Source organism: Robbsia betulipollinis, from assembly GCF_026624755.1.
Classification (GTDB): Bacteria; Pseudomonadota; Gammaproteobacteria; order Burkholderiales; family Burkholderiaceae; genus Robbsia; species Robbsia betulipollinis.
The window spans coordinates 971,036-990,177 of sequence record NZ_JAPMXC010000001.1 but is presented as its reverse complement, the minus strand read 5'-3'; the positions used below and the strand labels follow the sequence as shown (position 1 = coordinate 990,177).

The following is a 19,142-nucleotide window of genomic DNA, read 5'->3' as shown; positions in this document are numbered from 1 at the left end:
TTTCCTGCCCCGGCGCGAAGTGGCGGGACGGGGGCGCGTTCTGCCCGCAGGTCCAGCGGCTTCGGCAGGGGCGGGCGCAATGGCCGGCCCTGTCTCTCTATTCTAGGCGCGTGCCGGCGGAATCGCCACGCGCGCCGTTGGTCACCACAGTCGCGAAGGAGTTTAGGATCCGATTCGTGGAAAGTCAAACCTTATCTTATGTCTTATATAAGACTGCAAAATTCCGTCATGCATGCATGACAATTCATTGGACGCGGCCGCGCCGTTCGTGATGAAATATTACGATGATCGCCACGCCGCCCAACCCGCATGCCATCGGCCTCGCCGCCATTGGCGGGGAAGAGAGACAGGATGGGACCCGGGATACGCCGCCGGAGCATGTCCAGCCTGACTTGCCGCGGACCGAAGCAAAACCGGAAAACGCCGCCATCTCGCCTACCTTCAGTCCCCTGTATCGCCAGATCAAGGCCCTCATCACGCAGCGTCTGGAATCCGGCGAATGGCGCCCGGGCGACATGATCTCGAGCGAAATCGAACTCGCGACGCGCTACCGCGTGAGCCAGGGCACCGTGCGCAAGGCCATCGACGAACTCGCGGCGGAAAATCTGGTGCTGCGTCGCCAGGGCAAGGGCACGTTCGTCGCCACCCACAACGAGGATCGCGTCCAGTTCCGCTTTCTGCGGCTGTTGCCCGACGATGGCGAGATGCGGCCCCATGTCAGCGAATTCCTGGAGTGCAGGCGTGTGCGCGCGCCGGCGGAAATCGCGCGGCAGCTCGACGTGCCCGCAGCCACCCCCGTCCTGCGGATCAAGCGCGTGCTGCGCTTCGAGGAGCGGCCGACGGTGTTCGAGGAGATCTGGCTGCCGGGTGCGACGTTTCGCGGTCTCACGATGGAGCGTCTTGCCGGCTACAAGGGGCCGTTCTACGCATTGCTGGAAACCGAGTTCGGGACACGGCTGGTGCGCGCGAGCGAGCGGGTGCGCGCCGTCGCCGCGCAGGCGCCGGTCGCCGCCGTGCTGGGCGTGGCCGTGGGTTCGCCACTGCTGAGCGTGGAACGAAGCGCGTTTTCGTACGGGGACCGGCCGGTGGAGATCCGGCGCGGCTGGTACGTGACCGACCACTATCACTATCAGAACGATTTGAACTGATCCCGGCCGGCGGGCGGTCCAGTCGCCCTGAAGCGGGCCGCCGGCGGCCGGTACGTAAGGGGGTCACGCGGGCAATGCCGCATTATTGCGGTTACATTGCAAGACTATGCGCTGAAACGTCGCAGCGCGTTTGGCAAAAAGCGCTAAAATTGCGCATCCGTTACAACTTGGGGTCTAGCAATGCCTGAAGCAGTAAAAAAACCGCGGCCGGAGTTCAGGAACATCGGCATCGCGCAGCTCGGCGGGTATCGATTACCGCTTGCCGGCAAGGTTTCGATCTTGCACCGCCTGAGCGGCGGACTTATGTTCCTGTTGTTGCCGTTCGCGCTCTATCTCTTCGAGCAAAGCCTGACCTCCGAAATCAGCTTCGCCTCGCTCAAGGCCTTCTTCGGCCATGTGATCGTCAAACTGATCGTCCTGGTGCTCGCCTGGGCCTTCACCTTCCACTTTTTCGCCGGATTGCGCTTCCTGCTGGCCGACACCCACCGCTTCGTCAACAAGGAAGGCGGACGCAATACCGCTACGGTCGTGCTGGTGGCGTCGACGCTGGTGACGATCGTCATCGCGCTCAAACTGTTCGGGGTGTTCTGAGATGGCAGGTAAAAACAATATTGGCGCGAAGCGCCTGGTCGTCGGCGCCCACTACGGTTTGTTCGACTGGCTCGTGCAGCGCGTGACCGCGGTCGTGATGGCCGTGTTCACGGTCGTGCTGCTGTTCTGGTTCTTCGCCGCGCATGACTTTTCCTACGTCGGCTGGGCGTCGATCTTCGCGCATCAGTGGATGAAGTTGCTGACCTTCGTCACCGCGCTGTCGGTGTTCTATCACGCGTGGGTCGGGATCCGCGACATCTGGATGGATTACATCAAGGCCGCCGGCGTGCGCCTGATCCTCCAGGTCCTGACGATCGTCTGGCTGATCGCCAGCGCCGGTTACGCTGTACAGATTCTCTGGAGAGTTTGAGCATGGCTGCAATCAAGAATTCGCTTCCCCGTCGTAAATTCGACGTCGTGATCGTGGGCGGCGGCGGCTCGGGACTGCGCGCTTCGTTGCAGCTGGCGCGTGCCGGGCTGTCGGTGTGCGTGCTCTCGAAGGTTTTCCCGACGCGTTCGCACACGGTGGCGGCGCAGGGCGGCATCGGCGCCTCGCTGGGCAATATGAGCGAGGACAACTGGCACTACCATTTCTACGACACCATCAAGGGGTCGGACTGGCTGGGCGATCAGGACGCGATCGAATTCATGTGTCGCGAGGCGCCCAACGCGGTCTACGAACTCGAACACATGGGCATGCCGTTCGACCGTAACGCGGACGGCACGATCTATCAGCGGCCATTCGGCGGCCACACGGCGAACTACGGCGAAAAGCCGGTGCAACGCGCATGCGCCGCGGCGGACCGGACCGGTCACGCGCTGCTGCACACGCTGTATCAGCAGAACGTGCAGGCCAAGACCCATTTCTATACCGAATGGATGGCGTTGGACCTGATCCGCGACGGCGAAGGCGATGTACTGGGCGTGACCGCGCTGGAGATGGAGACGGGCGACGTCTACATCCTCGAAGGCAAGTGCACCCTGTTCGCCACCGGCGGCGCGGGACGCATCTACGCGGCATCGACGAACGCCTTCATCAATACCGGCGACGGCCTGGGCATGGCGGCGCGTGCCGGCGTGCCGCTGCAGGACATGGAGTTCTGGCAGTTCCACCCGACCGGCGTGGCGGGCGCGGGCGTGCTGATCACCGAAGGCGTGCGGGGCGAGGGCGGCATCCTGCGCAACTCGGACGGCGAACGCTTCATGGAGCGCTATGCGCCGACGCTGAAGGATCTGGCGCCGCGCGATTTCGTCTCCCGTTCGATGGACCAGGAAATCAAGGAAGGGCGCGGCTGTGGCCCGAACAAAGACTACGTGCTGCTGGATCTGTCGCATATCGGTGCGGACACGATCATGAAGCGGCTGCCGTCGATCCGCGAGATCTCGATGAAATTCGCGAATGTCGACTGCATCCGCGAGCCGATCCCCGTCGTGCCGACCATTCATTATCAGATGGGCGGCATCCCGACCAATATGTACGGTCAGGTGGTGGGCAAGAACGGCGCGCCGGACGCGCCGGTGCACGGCTTCTACGCGGTGGGCGAGTGTTCGTGCGTATCGGTGCATGGCGCGAACCGGCTGGGCACGAATTCGCTGCTCGATCTGGTGGTGTTCGGCCGCGCGGCGGGCAATCACATCGTCAAACACATCGCGGAGCTCGGCGACCACAAGCCGCTGCCCGACGACGCCGCCGATTTCACGCTCGCGCGTCTGGCGCAGCTCGAGGGCACGAATTCCGGTGAGTATTCGCAGGACATCGCCAACGACATCCGCAAGACCATGCAGGCGCATGCCGGCGTGTTCCGCACCTCGGAGCTGCTCGCGGAAGGCGTGGGCAAGATGGGCGAGCTGATCGAGCGCTGCAAGCACGTGCACCTGAAGGACAAGTCGAAGGTGTTCAACACCGCACGGGTCGAGGCGCTGGAACTGGCCAACCTGATCGAGGTGGCGAAGGCGACGATGATCGCCGCCGAGGCGCGCAAGGAAAGCCGCGGCGCGCATGCGCATCGCGACTACGAGACGCGCGACGACGAAAACTGGATGAAGCACTCGCTGTTCTACAGCGCGGACGGCCGGCTCGATTACAAGCCGGTGAAGATGACGCCATTGACTGTCGAATCGGTGCCGCCGAAAGCGCGGACCTTCTGATTGCCGGGGGGGCGGATTCCGCTCTCCCGCACCGGACCCAGAAAGGATTGGATCATGAGCAAACGAATCTTTGAAGTGTATCGCTACGACCCGGATCAGGACGCGGCGCCGCGGATGCAGACCTATGAAATCGAGATCGATTCGCACGAGCGGATGCTGCTCGACGCGCTGGTCAAGCTGAAGGCGGTCGACGAGTCGATCGGTTTCCGGCGTTCGTGCCGCGAGGGCGTGTGCGGCTCCGACGCGATGAACATCAACGGCAAGAACGGTCTGGCCTGCCTGACCAACATGAACGACCTGCCCGAGAAAATCGTGTTGCGGCCGTTGCCGGGTCTGCCGGTCATCCGCGACCTGATCGTCGACATGACGCTGTTTTTCAATCAGTACAATTCGATCAAGCCGTATCTGATCAATGACACGCCGCCGCCCGAGAAGGAGCGGCTGCAGACGCCCGAGGAACGCGACGAACTCGACGGACTCTACGAGTGCATCCTGTGCTCGTGCTGTTCGACCGCGTGCCCGAGTTTCTGGTGGAACCCGGACAAGTTCGTCGGCCCGGCCGGATTGTTGCAGGCGTACCGTTTCATCGCCGACAGCCGTGACCAGGCGACCGGCGAGCGTCTCGACAATCTCGAGGACCCGTATCGTCTGTTCCGCTGCCACACGATCATGAACTGCATCGATGTCTGCCCGAAGGGCCTGAACCCGACGAAGGCCATCGGCAAGATCAAGGAACTGATGTTCCGCCGGGCCGTTTGAGGTCGACGATGGCAACCCGCGCCTACGACGACACGCCGCACCAGGCCGATCCGCTACGGCGCACGCGCCTGCGCTGGCGCGCGCGCCGCGGTCTGCTCGAAAACGATCTGATCCTGCAACGGTTCCTGGACCGGCACGAGCACGACCTGAGCGACGCGGATGTCGCCGGGTTGACCCTGTTGCTGGATCTGCCCGATACCGATCTGTTCGATCTGTTGCTGGAAAAAAGCGCGCCCCAGGGCGCGCTGGCGATACCCGATGTCGAACGCGTTCTTGCGGCGCTGCGCGCAGCCTGACGTGACACTCAGCGACACTTAATTTGATCAAAGGAAGAAGCTCATGACGCCGTCAGACGTAAAAGCCACCCTATCGTTCTCGGACGACTCGCCCAGCGTCGAGATGCCGATCTACAAGGGCACCGTGGGCCCGGATGTCATCGATATCCGCAAGCTGTACGGCCAGACCGGCAAGTTCACGTACGACCCGGGATTCATGTCGACCGCGGCCTGTAATTCCGCGATCACCTATATCGACGGCGACAAGGGCGAACTGCTGTATCGCGGCGTCCCGATCGAAGATCTGGCCGTCAAGGCCGACTTCCTGGAAACCTGCTATCTGCTGCTCAAGGGCGAGTTGCCGAACCAGGAGCAGAAGGACGAGTTCGTCGAACTGGTGACCAAGCACACGCTGGTGCACGAGCAGATGCACTTCTTCTTCCGCGGCTTTCGGCGCGATGCGCACCCGATGGCGGTGCTGACCGGCTCGGTCGGCGCGTTGTCCGCGTTCTATCACGACTCGCTGAACATCAACGATCCGCATCATCGCGACGTGTCGGCGATCCGCCTGATCGCGAAGCTGCCGACGCTGGTGGCGATGGCGTACAAGTACACGATCGGTCAGCCGTTCGTCTATCCGCGCAACGACCTGTCGTACAGCGCGAACTTCATGCGCATGATGTTCGCGAACCCGTGCGAGGAATACGTGGTCAACGACGTGCTGGTGCGCGCGCTCGATCGTATCCTGATCCTGCACGCCGACCACGAGCAGAACGCATCGACCTCGACGGTGCGGCTGGCGGGCTCGTCGGGCGCGAATCCGTTCGCCTGCATCGCGGCGGGCATCGCGTGTCTGTGGGGCCCGGCGCACGGCGGCGCGAACGAAGCCGCGCTGAACATGCTCGAGGAGATCGGTTCGGTCGAGCGCATCCCCGAGTTCATCAAGCAGGTGAAGGACAAGAACTCCGGCGTCAAGCTGATGGGCTTCGGGCACCGGGTCTACAAGAACTACGACCCGCGCGCGCGCCTGATGCGCGAAACCTGCCACGAGGTGCTGAACGAACTGGGCCTGCATGACGACCCGTTGTTCAAGCTCGCGATGGAACTCGAGAAGATCGCGCTGGAAGACGAATACTTCGTCGCCCGCAAGCTCTATCCCAACGTCGATTTCTACTCGGGCATCGTGCAGCGCGCGCTGGGCATCCCGACGTCGATGTTTACCTGCATTTTCGCGATGGCACGTACCGTCGGCTGGATCGCGCAGTGGAACGAAATGATCGCGGACCCGGACCAGAAGATCGGCCGCCCGCGCCAGCTGTATATCGGCGAGACGTCGCGCGAGGCCAAGCCGGTCGGCGAACGCTGATCCACGCACGGGCGCCGCGGTTCACGACGGCGCCCGCCGGTCACCTGGACCGCCTCCCCACAGGCAATCGCAACGATTGCCTGCGCATGTAAATTCGCCTCCCGACCGTGGACGGCCGAATCACCCATAGCCCGCTATGGCATAATCCGAAGTCCCCCCCCAATATGCGGTAAAAACATCCGCTTCTCGAGATGGCCCAGACCCTGTACGACAAACTGTGGGACTCGCATGTGGTCCGCACTGAAGACGATGGTACGGCGACGCTGTACATCGACCGTCAACTGCTGCACGAAGTCACCAGTCCACAGGCGTTCGAGGGTCTAAAACTCGCGAAGCGCCCGGTCTGGCGGATCAGCGCCAATCTGGCCGTGTCCGACCACAACGTGCCGACCACGGGACGCGAGAACGGCATCGCCGACCCGATCTCGAAACTCCAGGTGGATACGCTGGACGCGAACTGCGACACGGCGGGCATCACCCAGTTCAAGATGAACGACCTGCGCCAGGGCATCGTGCACATCATCGGACCGGAGCAGGGCGCGACCCTGCCGGGCATGACGATCGTTTGCGGCGATTCGCATACGTCCACGCACGGCGCGTTCGGCGCGCTGGCCTTCGGCATCGGCACCTCCGAGGTCGAGCACGTGCTCGCCACGCAGACGCTGCTGCAGAAGAAAAGCAGGAACATGCTCGTGCGCGTGGACGGTACGCTGCCGCGCGGCTGCACCGCGAAGGACATCGTGCTGGCGATCATCGGCAAGATCGGCACCGCGGGCGGCAACGGCTATGCGATCGAGTTCGGCGGTTCGGCGATCCGCGCGCTGTCGATGGAAGGGCGCATGACGGTGTGCAATATGGCGATCGAGGCGGGCGCGCGCGCCGGCATGGTGGCGGTGGACGACACGACGATCCAGTACGTCCGGCATCGTCCGTTCGCGCCGTCCGACGCCGAGTTCCCGAGTGCCGAGCGCCAGTGGCGCACCCTGGTCTCCGACCCGGATGCGCATTTCGACCGCGTCGTCGAGTTGCAGGCGGCGACGATCGTGCCGCAGGTGACCTGGGGCACGTCGCCCGAGATGGTGACCTCGATCGACGGCCGGGTGCCGGACCCGGAGAACGAGAAGGACCCGGTCAAGCGCGATGCGATCGAGCGGGCGCTGAAGTACATGGCGCTGCAACCGAATGCGCCGATCTCATCGATCCGCCCGGACAAGGTGTTCATCGGCTCGTGCACGAATGCGCGGATCGAGGATCTGCGCGCCGCGGCCTATGTGGTGCAGCGCCTGGGCCGCAGGATCGCGCCGAACATCCGCGTCGCGATGGTCGTGCCGGGTTCGGGCCTCGTGAAGGCGCAGGCCGAGCGCGAGGGACTCGACAGGATCTTCGTCGACGCGGGTTTCGAATGGCGCGATCCGGGCTGCTCGATGTGCCTGGCGATGAACGCCGACCGGCTCGACCCGGGCGAGCGCTGCGCGTCGACGTCGAACCGCAACTTCGAAGGGCGGCAGGGCGCGGGCGGCCGCACGCACCTGGTCAGTCCGGCGATGGCGGCGGCGGCGGCGATCGAAGGGCATTTCGTCGATATCCGGCAGATGGGCTAAACGTATTTCGGCGCGCCATTTCGGCGGCGCGCCGCGCGGAGTGGATCAGTCATGGAAAAATTTGTCGTTCATACCGGCCTGGTGGCGCCGCTGGATCGCGCCAACGTCGACACCGACGCCATCATCCCGAAGCAGTTCCTGAAATCGATCAAGCGCACCGGCTTCGGTCCGAATCTGTTCGACGAGTGGCGTTACCTGGACCACGGCGAACCGGGGCAGGATTGTTCGCAGCGCCCGCTGAACCCGGATTTCGTGCTGAACCAGCCGCGCTATCAGGGCGCGACCATCCTGCTGGCGCGCGAGAACTTCGGCTGCGGCAGTTCGCGCGAGCACGCGCCGTGGGCCCTAGGACAGTACGGCTTTCGCGCGGTGATCGCGCCGAGTTTCGCCGATATCTTTTTCAATAATTCCTTCAAGAGCGGCTTTCTGCCGATCGCGCTGAGCGAGACGCAGATCGACCGGTTGTTCCGGGATACGTTCGCGTTCAACGGCTTCCAGTTGACGATCGATCTCGAGGCGCAGACGGTGCGCACGATCGACGGCAACGTGGAATACCCGTTCGAGATCGCCGCGTTCCGCAAGTACTGCATGGTCAACGGCTTCGACGACGTCGCGCTGACCTTGCGGCATGCGGACGAGATCAAGCGTTTCGAGGCCGAGCGCCTGCTGCGCCAGCCCTGGCTGGCGAACCGCGTCGTCGGCTGACGTCATGGGCGTGCGGCGCCATGCGGGGCGCCCCGCAAAGAGACCTACAGGAAAATCATCATGAAGATCGCGGTATTGCCGGGTGACGGCATCGGTCCCGAAATCGTCGCCGAGGCGACCCGGGTGCTGCACGCGCTGGGCGAGTCGTTCGCGCTGGAAGAGGCGCCGGTGGGCGGGGCGGGTTTCGAGGCGAGCGGACATCCGTTGCCCGAGGCGACGCTGGCGCTGGCCAAGGCCGCCGACGCGGTGCTGTTCGGCGCCGTGGGCGACTGGAAGTACGACACGCTGGCGCGCGAACTGCGCCCCGAGCAGGCGATCCTGGGCCTGCGCAAGCACTTGCAGCTGTTCGCGAATTTCCGCCCGGCGATCCTGTATCCGGAACTGGCGGCGGCGTCGTCGCTGAAGCCGGAGGTGGTGTCCGGGCTGGATATCCTGATCATCCGCGAATTGAACGGCGACATTTATTTCGGCCAGCCGCGCGGCCGCCGTGAATCGCCCGACGGTTTGTTCCCGGGCGCGCGCGAAGGCTTCGACACGATGCGCTACAGCGAGCCGGAAATCGTGCGCATCGCGCATGTCGCGTTCCAGGCGGCCGCCAAGCGCGGGCGCAAGCTGTGCAGCGTCGACAAGTCGAACGTGCTCGAAACGTCGCAATTGTGGCGGGAAGTGGTCACCGAGGTGAGCCGCGACTATGCGGACGTCGAACTGTCGCACATGTATGTCGACAATGCGGCGATGCAGCTGGTACGCGCGCCGAAGGCGTTCGACGTGATCGTCACCGGCAATATGTTCGGCGACATTCTGTCGGACCAGGCGGCCATGCTGACCGGCTCGATCGGCATGCTGCCGTCGGCGTCGCTGGATGCGCACAACAAGGGGCTGTACGAACCCTCGCACGGCTCGGCTCCCGACATCGCCGGCAAGGGTATCGCCAATCCGCTGGCGACGATCCTCTCCGCGGCGATGATGCTGCGCTTCACGCTGGGCAAGCCGGAACAGGCCGAGCGGATCGAGCACGCGGTCAAGAAGGTGCTGACCCGGGGACTGCGCACCGCGGACATCTGGACCGAGGGCACGCAGCGCGTCGGGACGCGCGAGATGGGCGATGCGGTGGTGGCCGCGCTGTAACGGCGCGCAGGGCAGGGCATGGCAGAAGTGGCAAGCGGCGGCCGGTGGGGCCGCCGGCCGATCATAACGAGTGGGTGATGCGATGAAGACGGTAGGTCTCGTAGGCTGGCGTGGGATGGTGGGATCGGTGCTGATGCAGCGGATGCAGGCAGAAGGCGATTTCGCGCTGATCGAACCGGTGTTTTTCAGCACCAGCAACGCGGGCGGCGCGGCGCCGTCGTTCGCCAAAAACGAGACCCGTCTGAAAGACGCGATGTCGATCGACGCGCTCAAGCAGTGCGACATCATCATTACCGCGCAGGGCGGCGACTACACCACCGAGGTGTTCCCGCAACTGCGTGCCGCCGGCTGGAAGGGCTACTGGATCGACGCGGCCTCGACGCTGCGGATGAACGACGACGCGGTCATCATCCTCGACCCGGTCAACCGCAACGTGATCGATCATGCGTTGCGCGACGGCACGCGCAACTTCATCGGCGGCAACTGCACGGTCAGCCTGATGCTGATGGCGCTGGGCGGCCTGTTCCGCGAGAACCTGATCGAGTGGACCACCGCGATGACGTATCAGGCGGCGTCGGGCGCGGGTGCACAGAACATGCGCGAACTGCTCGCGCAGATGGGCGCGCTGCATGGCGCCGTCAGCGCGGAGCTGGCGCAGCCGTCCTCGGCGATCCTCGACATCGACCGCAAGGTGCTGGAAACGATGACCGGCGCGGCCATGCCGACCGCGCACTTCGGCGCGGCGCTGGCCGGCTCGCTGATTCCATGGATCGACAAGGATCTCGGCAACGGCATGTCGAAGGAAGAATGGAAGGGCGGCGCCGAAACGAACAAGATTTTGGGCAGGATCGCGGGCCAGCCGGGTTCGGTGCCGGTCGACGGGCTGTGCGTACGCATCGGCGCGATGCGCTGTCACTCGCAGGCGCTGACGATCAAGCTGACGAAGGACGTGCCGCTCGACGAGATCGAATCGATCCTCGCCTCGGCGAACGACTGGGTGCGGGTGGTGCCGAACACGCGCGAGGCGACGATCCGCGATTTGTCGCCGGCGACCGTGACCGGCACGCTCGGCGTGCCCGTGGGGCGGCTGCGCAAGCTGTCGATGGGCAATGCGTATCTGTCCGCCTTCACCGTCGGCGACCAGTTGCTGTGGGGTGCGGCCGAACCGCTGCGGCGGATGTTGCGCATCCTGCTGGACGCGTGACGGGGATGTCCGCAGCGGTACTGGCCGGCTGGGCGCCCTGGCTGCTCCCGGCGCTGGCGATTGCCGCGCTGGCGCTGTGCGTGATGCGGGCGCGGCGGCGGCAGCGACGCCGCCGCCAGCGCGAACTGGTCGGCGCCGCACGCAGCGGTGTCGTGTCTCCCGCGATGCCGGCGGCCGCATCGTCGGGTGTGGTGCCTCCGGTCGTTGCGCCGTCGCCCGTCGTCGTACCGGCCGCCATCGCGCCAGTAGGCGTGTCTTCGAAGGCGGTACCGTCGGCAGCGGCGCTCCCCGTCGTTCCGCCGCCGACGGTGACGACCTCGGTCGCCTCGTCGGCGCACGCGGCGCGTTCGGCTGCCGCGCCTTCGGTCGCTTCGCTGTTGACCGCCGCGACGCCGACTGCGGTGCCGTCGACGGTCTCCGTGCCGCCGGCCCCGGCCGCATCGCCCGCGCCATCCATTCCGACCGCCGGGCCGATGGTCCGCAGCGGCAGCGCGGGACAGGTACCGGGCCCGGCTCCCGTTCACCGGAGCGGCGACGAGGCAGGCCGTCGCGAGATGGCGGCGCTGGAGGCATTGCGCGGTCTCGAATTCGGCGACCGCGAGCAAGCGGCGCTCCAGGCACAACTGGCGCGCGCGCCGCGCGACGTCGGCGCGCTGTTCGGCTTGTTGCAATGGCATGCGCGGCGCGGCGAGCGCGCGCAGGTCGAGTCGTTCGCGCATGCGTTGTGGGACGAGACCGACGCCGAGGGCGAACTGTGGCGGCGCGCAGCCGTGCTGGGCCGCGTCGTCGATCCCGATAATCCGCTGTACAGCGCCGATCCGTTCGCCGCGCTGGCCGAACACGCGGCGCGGCAGCCGGCACGCGCGCCGCTGGCGCTGGACGCGTTCGATCTGTCGCTGCCGGAAGAGAACGAACCGGCAATTCCGACGTCCTCGATGCCCGTTGCACGCCCTGTCGATGTCGACAGGGCGTCGCACGTGGCCGAGGCGCCGCCTGCCGGGTTCGATATATTCAATGCCCCGACCGCGCGGCTGCCGGCGTCGTTCGCGGGTCTGGACCTCAATCTCGACGAACCGTCCGCGCCCGCCGTTGCCGTGGACCGGCCGCGCAGGACGGCAGGCCGGCGCCGCGGTCGTGCCAAAGGGGCCCAGTCGTCCGATGTCTGATGCAATACTGAAAACGTCCGAAACGGGTGCAAGGGCCCATGGGGTCGACACCGCTGCGCCCGTGACGCGTATCGCGGCCGGAATCGAGTACGACGGCTCGCTGTTTCGCGGCTGGCAGGTCCAGCCCGATGGCCGAACCGTCCAGGACGCGCTGGAGAAGGCGCTCGCCGCCTTCACCTGCCACCCGGTGCGGGTGGTGACGGCGGGCCGCACCGATACCGGCGTGCACGCGCTCAACCAGGTGGTCCATTTCGACACGACGGTGACGCGCAGCGACTTTTCCTGGGTGCGCGGCGTCAACAATTTTCTGCCCCGCGGCGTCGCGGTGCAGTGGGCGAAACCGGTCCCGGCCGCGTTCAATGCCCGCTTCACGGCGTTCGAGCGCAGCTACGACTACGTGCTCTACGTTCATCCGGTGAATCCGACGCTGCTCGCCGGCCGGGTCGGATGGGTGCATACTCCGCTGGATGTGGACGCGATGCGCGCGGCGGCGGCGCGGCTGGTCGGCCGGCACGATTTCTCGGCATTCCGCTCGTCGGAGTGTCAGGCCAAATCGCCGGTAAAAACGATGCACGAGATCCTGGTGGCGGCGAACGGTCCCTTCATTCACTTCCGTTTCACCGCATCGGCGTTCCTGCACCACATGGTGCGCAACCTGGTGGGGTGTCTGATCGCGGTGGGACGCGGCAAGCAGGCGCCGGCCTGGATCGACGCGCTGCTCGAACACGGCGACCGCCGCCGCGCGGCGGCCACCTTCATGCCGGATGGCCTGTATCTGAGCCGCGTCGGCTATCCGGCGGAATTCGAGATACCTGCGCCGAATCTGGCGGCGCGCCCGGGAACCTGGCAATGGCCGAATTGAACCGTTCGCACGACACGGATGACGCCCGCGACGCGGACGACGGGCATCGCGCGAGCAATGTATCCGGCGTGCATGGCGCGCATCGTACCCGCATCAAGCTGTGCGGCATGACCCGCGCGGCGGACGTCGATCTCGCCGTGCGGCTTGGCGCCGACGCGATCGGCCTGGTGTTCTACGAGAAAAGCCCGCGCGCGGTGAGCGTCACGCAGGCCGCGGCGCTCGCGCGCCGTCTGCCGCCGTTCGTCGCGACGGTCGGTCTGTTCGTCAACGCCGACGCGGCGAGCGTCTGCCGGGCCGCGGAAGCGGGGCAGTTGTCGCTGTTGCAGTTCCATGGCGACGAGACGCCGGCGCAGTGCGCGCGCCTCGCCGACGCCGCGCGTTTGCCCTGGATTCGCGCGCTTCGCATCGGATCGACGACGACGCCCGCCGATTTGCTAAAATACGTGTCTCTCTATGCCGCCGCGCGTGGGCTGGTGCTCGATGCACTGGTCGACGGCTATGGCGGCGGCGGTCATCCTTTTGATTGGTCATGCATTCCAAAAGAACTCGGGCATCAGGTCGTTTTGGGTGGTGGATTGGACGCGCGAAACGTCGCTGACGCGGTTCGCCGGGTACGCCCTTACGCGGTGGATGTATCAAGCGGCATCGAAGCCGCGGGCGACGCGCAGGTGAAAGGCGTGAAAGATGCCGCGCGCATGGCGGCCTTCGTGCAGGCCGTGCGCGCGGCGGACCGGGACGCGGCGTGAGTATTGCGCGCCGCCCCCTGGTTCCCGTCGGGCACACGCGCCACCGATGCCTTCGCCCGATTCCGAACACCCGCGGTTGCCGACGCGGGTCCGACGATGTCCGGCACGAGCCGGACTCACTGGAGTGACCATGTACGATTTTCCCGATGCAAGCGGCCATTTCGGCAGCTACGGCGGCGTGTTCGTCGCCGAGACCCTGGTGCACGCGCTCGACGAGCTGAAGCGCCAGTATGAGAAATACAGCAACGATGCGGCGTTTCTCGCCGAATACCATTACGAGCTGAAACACTTCGTCGGCCGCCCCTCGCCGATCTATCACGCGAAGCGCTGGAGTTCGGAGCTGGGCGGCGCGCAGATCTTCTTCAAGCGCGAGGACCTGAATCACACGGGCGCGCACAAGATCAACAACGTCATCGGCCAGGCCCTGCTGGCGCGCCACATGGGCAAGACGCGCGTCATCGCCGAGACCGGCGCCGGGCAGCACGGCGTGGCCACCGCGACGATCGCCGCGCGCTTCGGCATGGAATGCATCGTCTACATGGGTTCCGAGGACGTGCGCCGCCAGGCGGCCAACGTCTACCGGATGAAACTGCTGGGCGCGACGGTGATCCCGGTCGAGTCGGGGTCGAAGACCCTGAAGGACGCGTTGAACGAAGCGATGCGCGACTGGGTGTCGAATGTCGAGAATACTTTCTACATCATCGGCACGGTCGCCGGTCCGCACCCCTATCCGATGATGGTGCGCGACTTCCAGCGCGTGATCGGCGACGAGTGCAAGGTGCAGATGCCGGAGATGACCGGGCGCCAGCCGCACAGCGTGATCGCCTGCGTGGGCGGCGGTTCGAATGCGATGGGCATCTTCTATCCGTACATCGATCTGCCGGACGTGGAACTGATCGGCGTCGAGGCCGCCGGGGACGGCATGGACTCGGGCCGGCATTCGGCATCGATCACCGGCGGTTCGCCCGGCGTGCTGCACGGCAACCGCACCTATCTGCTGCAGGACGAGGACGGTCAGATCATCGAGACCCACTCGGTCTCGGCCGGGCTGGACTATCCCGGCGTGGGGCCGGAGCACGCCTGGCTGAACGATCTAGGCCGCGCGAAGTACGTGACGATCACCGACGAGGAGGCGCTCGCCGCGTTCCACGACTGCTGCCGGATCGAGGGCATCATCCCGGCGCTCGAATCCAGCCACGCGATCGCCCACGCGGTGAAGATCGCCCCCACGCTGGCGAAAGATCAGTTGCTGCTGGTCAATCTGTCGGGCCGGGGCGACAAGGACATGCATACCGTCGCCGAACGCGGCGGCATCGTTTTCTAGTGTCTACGGGACCGTTCCTCCGCCCGCCATCGTCGTCGGTGATCGAGAATCTCGATTACTGCGCCGAGGTCGGCTCGATCGCGCGCGAATCGGTCGACCTGATCATCGCCGATCCCCCGTACGGGCTCGGCAAGGATTACGGCAACGATTCCGACAAGCTCGACGCCGACGATCACCTCGAATGGACCGAGCACTGGCTCGAAATGTCGATCCCGCTGCTCAAACCCAGCGGCTCGATGTACATTTTCTGCAGCTGGCAGTTCGCGCCGGAAATCTTCAGTTTCCTCAAGCGCCGGATGACGATGATCAACGAGATCGTCTGGGACCGGCGCGTGCCGAGCATGGGCGGCACGACGCGGCGCTTCAGTTCGGTGCACGACAATATCGGGCTGTTCGTGCGCAGCCGCCATTACCATTTCGATCTCGATCCGGTACGCGTGCCGTACGACGCGGCCACCAAGAAGGCGCGTTCGCGCAAGCTTTTCGCGGGCAGCAAGTGGCTGGAAATGGGCTATAACCCGAAGGATGTGTGGTCCGTGTCGCGGCTGCATCGCCAGCACGGCGAGCGCGTCGCGCATCCCACGCAGAAACCGCTGGAGATCATCGAACGCATGGTGCTGGCGAGTTGCCCGCCGGGGGGCACCGTGCTCGATCCCTTCATGGGCAGCGGCACGACGGCCGTGGCCTGCGCGCGGCAGGGCCGCCATTTTCTCGGGTACGAGATCAACGCCGACTATTGCGCGCTGGCACGGCAGCGGCTCGCGGCGCTGAGCGAGCCGTCCGCGCAACCGCTGCAGGCATCGCTGCGCGCGGGTGCCCCCGACCCCGCCGGCCATGCCGGTGCCGCAGCAGCCGGCGATGCCTTGCTCGCCGAGTATGACGACGACGCCGACGATGGCGCATCTTCTTCTGGGATTCCCACTCATGTCTCGTATTGAAAAGAGGTTCGCGGCGCTTCGGGCCGCGGGCAGGAAGGGCTTGATTCCCTTCATCACCGCGGGCGACCCGGATCCGGCGCGCACCGTGGAATTCATGCATGCGCTGGCCGCCGGCGGCGCCGACGTGATCGAGCTCGGCGTGCCGTTCTCCGACCCGATGGCCGATGGCCCCGTGATCCAGCGGGCCTCGGAGCGGGCGCTGTCGCACGGCGTGCGGCTGCGCGACGTGCTGGCCGACGTGCGGCGTTTCCGGCTCGACGACGATACGACGCCCGTGGTGCTGATGGGCTATGCGAATCCGATCGAGCGCATGGGCGTGAGCGAGTTCGCCGCGGCCGCCAGCGCGTCGGGCGTCGATGGCGTGCTGGTGGTCGACTATCCCCCGGAGGAATCGGTCGATTTCGCCCGGATCATGCGGGAGGCCGACATCGATCCCATTTTCCTGCTGGCGCCGACGTCGTCTGCGCAGCGCATCGCCGCGGTCGGCAAGATCGCCAGCGGCTACGTCTATTACGTGTCGCTCAAGGGCGTCACGGGCGCGGGAAACCTGGACGTCGCCGCGATCGCGGGTAGAATCCCGTCCATTCGCGAAACGGTGCCGTTGCCGATCGGCGTGGGCTTCGGCATTCGCGACGCACAGACCGCGCGGGCGGTGTCCGAAAGCGCCGACGCGGTGGTGATCGGCAGCCGGATCGTGCAGTTGCTCAGCGAGGCGCCGCCGGTCGAAGCGGTGCCGACGCTGACCCGTTTCATCGCAGAAGTCCGTGCGGCGCTGGACGCCCCGGCGAGAACCCAGGAGTCCCACTGATGAGCTGGCTCGATAAACTGCTGCCGCCCAAGATTCAACAGAACAACCGGGCCGGGCGCCGCGGCATTCCCGAAGGCCTGTGGATCAAGTGCCCGTCGTGCGAGGCAGTGCTGTATCGCACTGATGTCGAGGCGAACATGTATGTGTGTCCGAAGTGCGACCATCACATGCGCATCGGGGCGCGCGCGCGCATCGACACGCTGCTCGACGCCGAGGGCCGTTACGAACTCGGTCAGGAGATCGTGCCGGTCGACGCGCTGAAGTTCAAGGACAGCCGCAAATACCCGGAGCGCCTGAAGGACGCGATGGACGACACCGGCGAGACCGATGCGATGGTCGTCATGGGCGGCACCATCCATACGCAGCCGGCGGTGCTGGCCTGCTTCGAATTCTCCTTCATGGCCGGTTCCATGGGCTCGGTGGTGGGCGAGCGCTTCGTCCGTGGCGCGCAGAATGCGCTGGAACAGAACGCACCCTTCATCTGCGTGGCCACGTCCGGCGGCGCCCGGATGCAGGAAAGCCTGCTGTCGCTGATGCAGATGGCGAAGACCACGGCGATGCTCACGCGGCTGTCGGAGGCGAAACTGCCGTTCATCTCGATCCTCACCGATCCGACGATGGGCGGCGTGTCGGCGAGCTTCGCCTTTCTCGGCGATGTCGTGATCGCCGAGCCCAAGGCACTGATCGGCTTCGCGGGCCCGCGCGTGATCGAACAGACGGTGCGCGAGAAGCTGCCGGAGGGGTTCCAGCGCTCGGAGTTCCTGCTGCAAAAGGGCGCGATCGACATGATCGTCGACCGGCGCAGGATGCGCGACGAGGTGGCGCGCCTGATTGCCTTGCTGGGCCGCCAGATGCAGGACCCCGTGACCACGTCACCGGTCTGACGATATGCGCACCTTCCCGACGCTCGCGGCCTGGCTCGCCCATCTGGAAACCGCGCATCCGGTCGGCATCGACATGGGTCTCGCGCGCGTGCGGCGCGTGCAGGAGGCGCTCGATCTGACGCTCGACTGTCCGGTGATCACCGTGGCCGGCACCAACGGCAAGGGTTCGACCTGCACGCTGCTCGAGTCGATCCTGCTCGCGGGCGGCTACAAGGTGGGGTGCCACACGTCGCCGCATCTCCTGACGTTCAACGAACGGGCGCGGGTGAACGGCGAGTCGGCGAGCGACGCGGCGCTGCTGCCGCATTTCGAGGCGGTGGAGCGCGCGCGCGCGGGGTTGCGCGAACCGGTGTCGCTGACGTATTTCGAATTCACGCTGCTGGCGATCCTGCGGCTGTTCGCGACCTCGGGGCTGGACGTCGCGATCCTGGAAGTGGGCCTGGGCGGCCGGCTGGACGCCACCAACATCGTCGACGCCGACGTCGCGGTCATCACCAGCATCGATATCGACCATACCCAGTACCTGGGCCACACCCGCGAGGAGATCGGCCTGGAGAAGGCGGGCATCTTCCGCGCGGGACGCCCGGCGATCGTCGGCGACCCGCTGCCGCCGGAGAGCGTGATTCGCTACGCGCAGTCGCTGGGCGCCGATCTCTGGCTGGTGGGCCGGGATTTCCGCTACGAGACGATCGAAGGGGACCGTCAGCAGTGGTCCTACCTCGGGCGCTCGGCAAACCGCCGGGCGCTGGCGTTTCCCGCGCTGCGCGGGGCGAACCAGTTGCTCAACACCACCGCGGCCCTCGCGGCGCTGGAGGCGCTGCGCGCGCGCCTGCCGGTCACCGCGCAGGACGTGCGCAACGGCCTGGCGACGGTCGACCTGCCGGGGCGCTTCCAGGTGCTGGCGGGACGGCCGACGACGATTCTCGACGTCGCCCACAACCCCCACGCGGCGGCGGTGCTGGCGCAGAATCTCGGCAGCATGGGGTATTTCCCGTTCACCCATGCCGTGTTCGGCGCGATGGAAGACAAGGACATCGAGCGCATCGTCGCCACGCTCAAGGACGACATCGATCACTGGTACGTGACCGATCTGCCGACGCCACGCGCGGCCAGCGCGGCGCGCCTCGGTGCGGTGGCGCGCGACGCGCTGGGTGCCGCGGCGCTCGCGACGCCGGATCATTCGGTGAGCGAATTCGCCGCACCCGAACTGGCCTACAAGGCGGCGCTGGAGCGGGTGACGGAGAGTGATAGAATCGTCGTCTTCGGTTCGTTCGTCACCGTCGCCGGTGTGATGTCGTACCGCAGGTTGCAACAGCACTGAAGCGGGCCGTTCCTTTTCGGGACGGTCTCGCGCGTGCGTCAAATGGTCGCATCGTCCGACCACAACGGCCTGGGTCAGACCTGGGGCAGAGGGATTCAGCTGAGCTTTATGGGCATTTTTTCGTTCGGCAGGAAGAGGGGGGATGCGACGGCGGATTCGGTGCCGAAT

General features: G+C 65.9%; 19 protein-coding genes. All 19 read left to right on the top strand.

All coding sequences use genetic code 11. From position 1 onward, the window contains the following. Positions 1-284: 284 nt before the first annotated feature. A complete protein-coding gene (locus tag OVY01_RS04270; protein WP_267845891.1) occupies positions 285-1,148 on the top strand; it encodes a GntR family transcriptional regulator in 864 nt (287 codons plus the stop codon). Between the two features lie 180 nt (positions 1,149-1,328). Beyond that, positions 1,329-1,739, top strand: coding sequence for a succinate dehydrogenase, cytochrome b556 subunit (gene sdhC / locus OVY01_RS04265; RefSeq protein ID WP_267845889.1), 411 nt, complete (start codon positions 1,329-1,331; stop codon positions 1,737-1,739). Between the two features lies 1 nt (position 1,740). After that, positions 1,741-2,109: a succinate dehydrogenase, hydrophobic membrane anchor protein gene (gene sdhD, locus OVY01_RS04260; protein WP_267845886.1), complete on the top strand. Its 369-nt coding sequence runs from the start codon at positions 1,741-1,743 to the stop codon at positions 2,107-2,109. A 2-nt stretch (positions 2,110-2,111) separates the two neighbouring features. Continuing rightward, complete coding sequence (gene sdhA / locus OVY01_RS04255) at positions 2,112-3,887, top strand: succinate dehydrogenase flavoprotein subunit (RefSeq protein ID WP_267845884.1); 1,776 nt, start codon at positions 2,112-2,114, stop codon at positions 3,885-3,887. 54 nt (positions 3,888-3,941) lie between these two features. Beyond that, entirely contained in the window at positions 3,942-4,646 is a 705-nt protein-coding gene (locus tag OVY01_RS04250; RefSeq protein ID WP_267845882.1) for a succinate dehydrogenase iron-sulfur subunit, read from the top strand. A gap of 8 nt (positions 4,647-4,654) precedes the next feature. Next, complete coding sequence (locus OVY01_RS04245; protein ID WP_267845880.1) at positions 4,655-4,942, top strand: succinate dehydrogenase assembly factor 2; 288 nt, start codon at positions 4,655-4,657, stop codon at positions 4,940-4,942. A 43-nt stretch (positions 4,943-4,985) separates the two neighbouring features. Continuing rightward, positions 4,986-6,287, top strand: a complete 1,302-nt coding sequence (gene gltA, locus OVY01_RS04240; protein ID WP_267845879.1) for a citrate synthase — start codon at positions 4,986-4,988, stop codon at positions 6,285-6,287. A gap of 191 nt (positions 6,288-6,478) precedes the next feature. Beyond that, on the top strand, positions 6,479-7,888 hold the full coding sequence (gene leuC, locus OVY01_RS04235; protein ID WP_267845877.1) for a 3-isopropylmalate dehydratase large subunit: 1,410 nt from the start codon (positions 6,479-6,481) through the stop codon (positions 7,886-7,888). A 51-nt stretch (positions 7,889-7,939) separates the two neighbouring features. After that, a complete protein-coding gene (leuD, locus tag OVY01_RS04230) occupies positions 7,940-8,593 on the top strand; it encodes a 3-isopropylmalate dehydratase small subunit (RefSeq protein WP_267845876.1) in 654 nt (217 codons plus the stop codon). Positions 8,594-8,653: 60 nt separating this feature from the next. Continuing rightward, positions 8,654-9,721: a 3-isopropylmalate dehydrogenase gene (gene leuB / locus OVY01_RS04225; RefSeq protein ID WP_267845874.1), complete on the top strand. Its 1,068-nt coding sequence runs from the start codon at positions 8,654-8,656 to the stop codon at positions 9,719-9,721. A gap of 82 nt (positions 9,722-9,803) precedes the next feature. Then, a complete protein-coding gene (asd, locus tag OVY01_RS04220) occupies positions 9,804-10,925 on the top strand; it encodes an aspartate-semialdehyde dehydrogenase (RefSeq protein WP_267845872.1) in 1,122 nt (373 codons plus the stop codon). A 5-nt stretch (positions 10,926-10,930) separates the two neighbouring features. Beyond that, a complete protein-coding gene (locus OVY01_RS04215; protein ID WP_267845870.1) occupies positions 10,931-12,091 on the top strand; it encodes a hypothetical protein in 1,161 nt (386 codons plus the stop codon). 61 nt (positions 12,092-12,152) lie between these two features. After that, on the top strand, positions 12,153-12,953 hold the full coding sequence (gene truA, locus OVY01_RS04210; RefSeq protein WP_267845868.1) for a tRNA pseudouridine(38-40) synthase TruA: 801 nt from the start codon (positions 12,153-12,155) through the stop codon (positions 12,951-12,953). Further along, on the top strand, positions 12,941-13,699 hold the full coding sequence (locus OVY01_RS04205; protein WP_267845866.1) for a phosphoribosylanthranilate isomerase: 759 nt from the start codon (positions 12,941-12,943) through the stop codon (positions 13,697-13,699). Before truA ends, OVY01_RS04205 begins: the two co-directional genes overlap by 13 nt. Positions 13,700-13,829: 130 nt before the next feature. Continuing rightward, entirely contained in the window at positions 13,830-15,023 is a 1,194-nt protein-coding gene (gene trpB / locus OVY01_RS04200; RefSeq protein ID WP_267845864.1) for a tryptophan synthase subunit beta, read from the top strand. A gap of 38 nt (positions 15,024-15,061) precedes the next feature. Continuing rightward, positions 15,062-15,961, top strand: coding sequence for a DNA-methyltransferase (locus OVY01_RS04195; protein WP_267845862.1), 900 nt, complete (start codon positions 15,062-15,064; stop codon positions 15,959-15,961). Beyond that, the gene (trpA, locus tag OVY01_RS04190; protein WP_267845861.1) at positions 15,948-16,769 is read left to right on the top strand and encodes a tryptophan synthase subunit alpha; all 822 of its coding nucleotides are present in this window, start codon (positions 15,948-15,950) and stop codon (positions 16,767-16,769) included. The genes OVY01_RS04195 and trpA overlap by 14 nt, the downstream gene beginning before the upstream one ends. Next, positions 16,769-17,653, top strand: a complete 885-nt coding sequence (gene accD / locus OVY01_RS04185) for an acetyl-CoA carboxylase, carboxyltransferase subunit beta (protein WP_267845859.1) — start codon at positions 16,769-16,771, stop codon at positions 17,651-17,653. The genes trpA and accD overlap by 1 nt, the downstream gene beginning before the upstream one ends. Before the next feature lie 4 nt (positions 17,654-17,657). After that, a complete protein-coding gene (folC, locus tag OVY01_RS04180) occupies positions 17,658-18,974 on the top strand; it encodes a bifunctional tetrahydrofolate synthase/dihydrofolate synthase (protein ID WP_267845858.1) in 1,317 nt (438 codons plus the stop codon). Positions 18,975-19,142: the final 168 nt, after the last annotated feature.

What these genes read in the sequence shown, in the direction of transcription:
- sdhD (WP_267845886.1), top strand. Translation starts at nt 1,741, where the DNA reads ATGGCAGGTAAAAACAATATTGGCGCGAAGCGCCTGGTCGTCGGCGCC.
- accD (WP_267845859.1), top strand. Translation starts at nt 16,769, where the DNA reads ATGAGCTGGCTCGATAAACTGCTGCCGCCCAAGATTCAACAGAACAAC.
- sdhC (WP_267845889.1), top strand. Translation starts at nt 1,329, where the DNA reads ATGCCTGAAGCAGTAAAAAAACCGCGGCCGGAGTTCAGGAACATCGGC.
- OVY01_RS04245 (WP_267845880.1), top strand. Translation starts at nt 4,655, where the DNA reads ATGGCAACCCGCGCCTACGACGACACGCCGCACCAGGCCGATCCGCTA.
- asd (WP_267845872.1), top strand. Translation starts at nt 9,804, where the DNA reads ATGAAGACGGTAGGTCTCGTAGGCTGGCGTGGGATGGTGGGATCGGTG.
- gltA (WP_267845879.1), top strand. Translation starts at nt 4,986, where the DNA reads ATGACGCCGTCAGACGTAAAAGCCACCCTATCGTTCTCGGACGACTCG.
- leuB (WP_267845874.1), top strand. Translation starts at nt 8,654, where the DNA reads ATGAAGATCGCGGTATTGCCGGGTGACGGCATCGGTCCCGAAATCGTC.
- trpB (WP_267845864.1), top strand. Translation starts at nt 13,830, where the DNA reads ATGTACGATTTTCCCGATGCAAGCGGCCATTTCGGCAGCTACGGCGGC.
- folC (WP_267845858.1), top strand. Translation starts at nt 17,658, where the DNA reads ATGCGCACCTTCCCGACGCTCGCGGCCTGGCTCGCCCATCTGGAAACC.
- trpA (WP_267845861.1), top strand. Translation starts at nt 15,948, where the DNA reads ATGTCTCGTATTGAAAAGAGGTTCGCGGCGCTTCGGGCCGCGGGCAGG.
- leuD (WP_267845876.1), top strand. Translation starts at nt 7,940, where the DNA reads ATGGAAAAATTTGTCGTTCATACCGGCCTGGTGGCGCCGCTGGATCGC.
- sdhA (WP_267845884.1), top strand. Translation starts at nt 2,112, where the DNA reads ATGGCTGCAATCAAGAATTCGCTTCCCCGTCGTAAATTCGACGTCGTG.
- OVY01_RS04205 (WP_267845866.1), top strand. Translation starts at nt 12,941, where the DNA reads ATGGCCGAATTGAACCGTTCGCACGACACGGATGACGCCCGCGACGCG.
- OVY01_RS04250 (WP_267845882.1), top strand. Translation starts at nt 3,942, where the DNA reads ATGAGCAAACGAATCTTTGAAGTGTATCGCTACGACCCGGATCAGGAC.
- OVY01_RS04270 (WP_267845891.1), top strand. Translation starts at nt 285, where the DNA reads ATGATCGCCACGCCGCCCAACCCGCATGCCATCGGCCTCGCCGCCATT.
- OVY01_RS04215 (WP_267845870.1), top strand. Translation starts at nt 10,931, where the DNA reads ATGTCCGCAGCGGTACTGGCCGGCTGGGCGCCCTGGCTGCTCCCGGCG.
- leuC (WP_267845877.1), top strand. Translation starts at nt 6,479, where the DNA reads ATGGCCCAGACCCTGTACGACAAACTGTGGGACTCGCATGTGGTCCGC.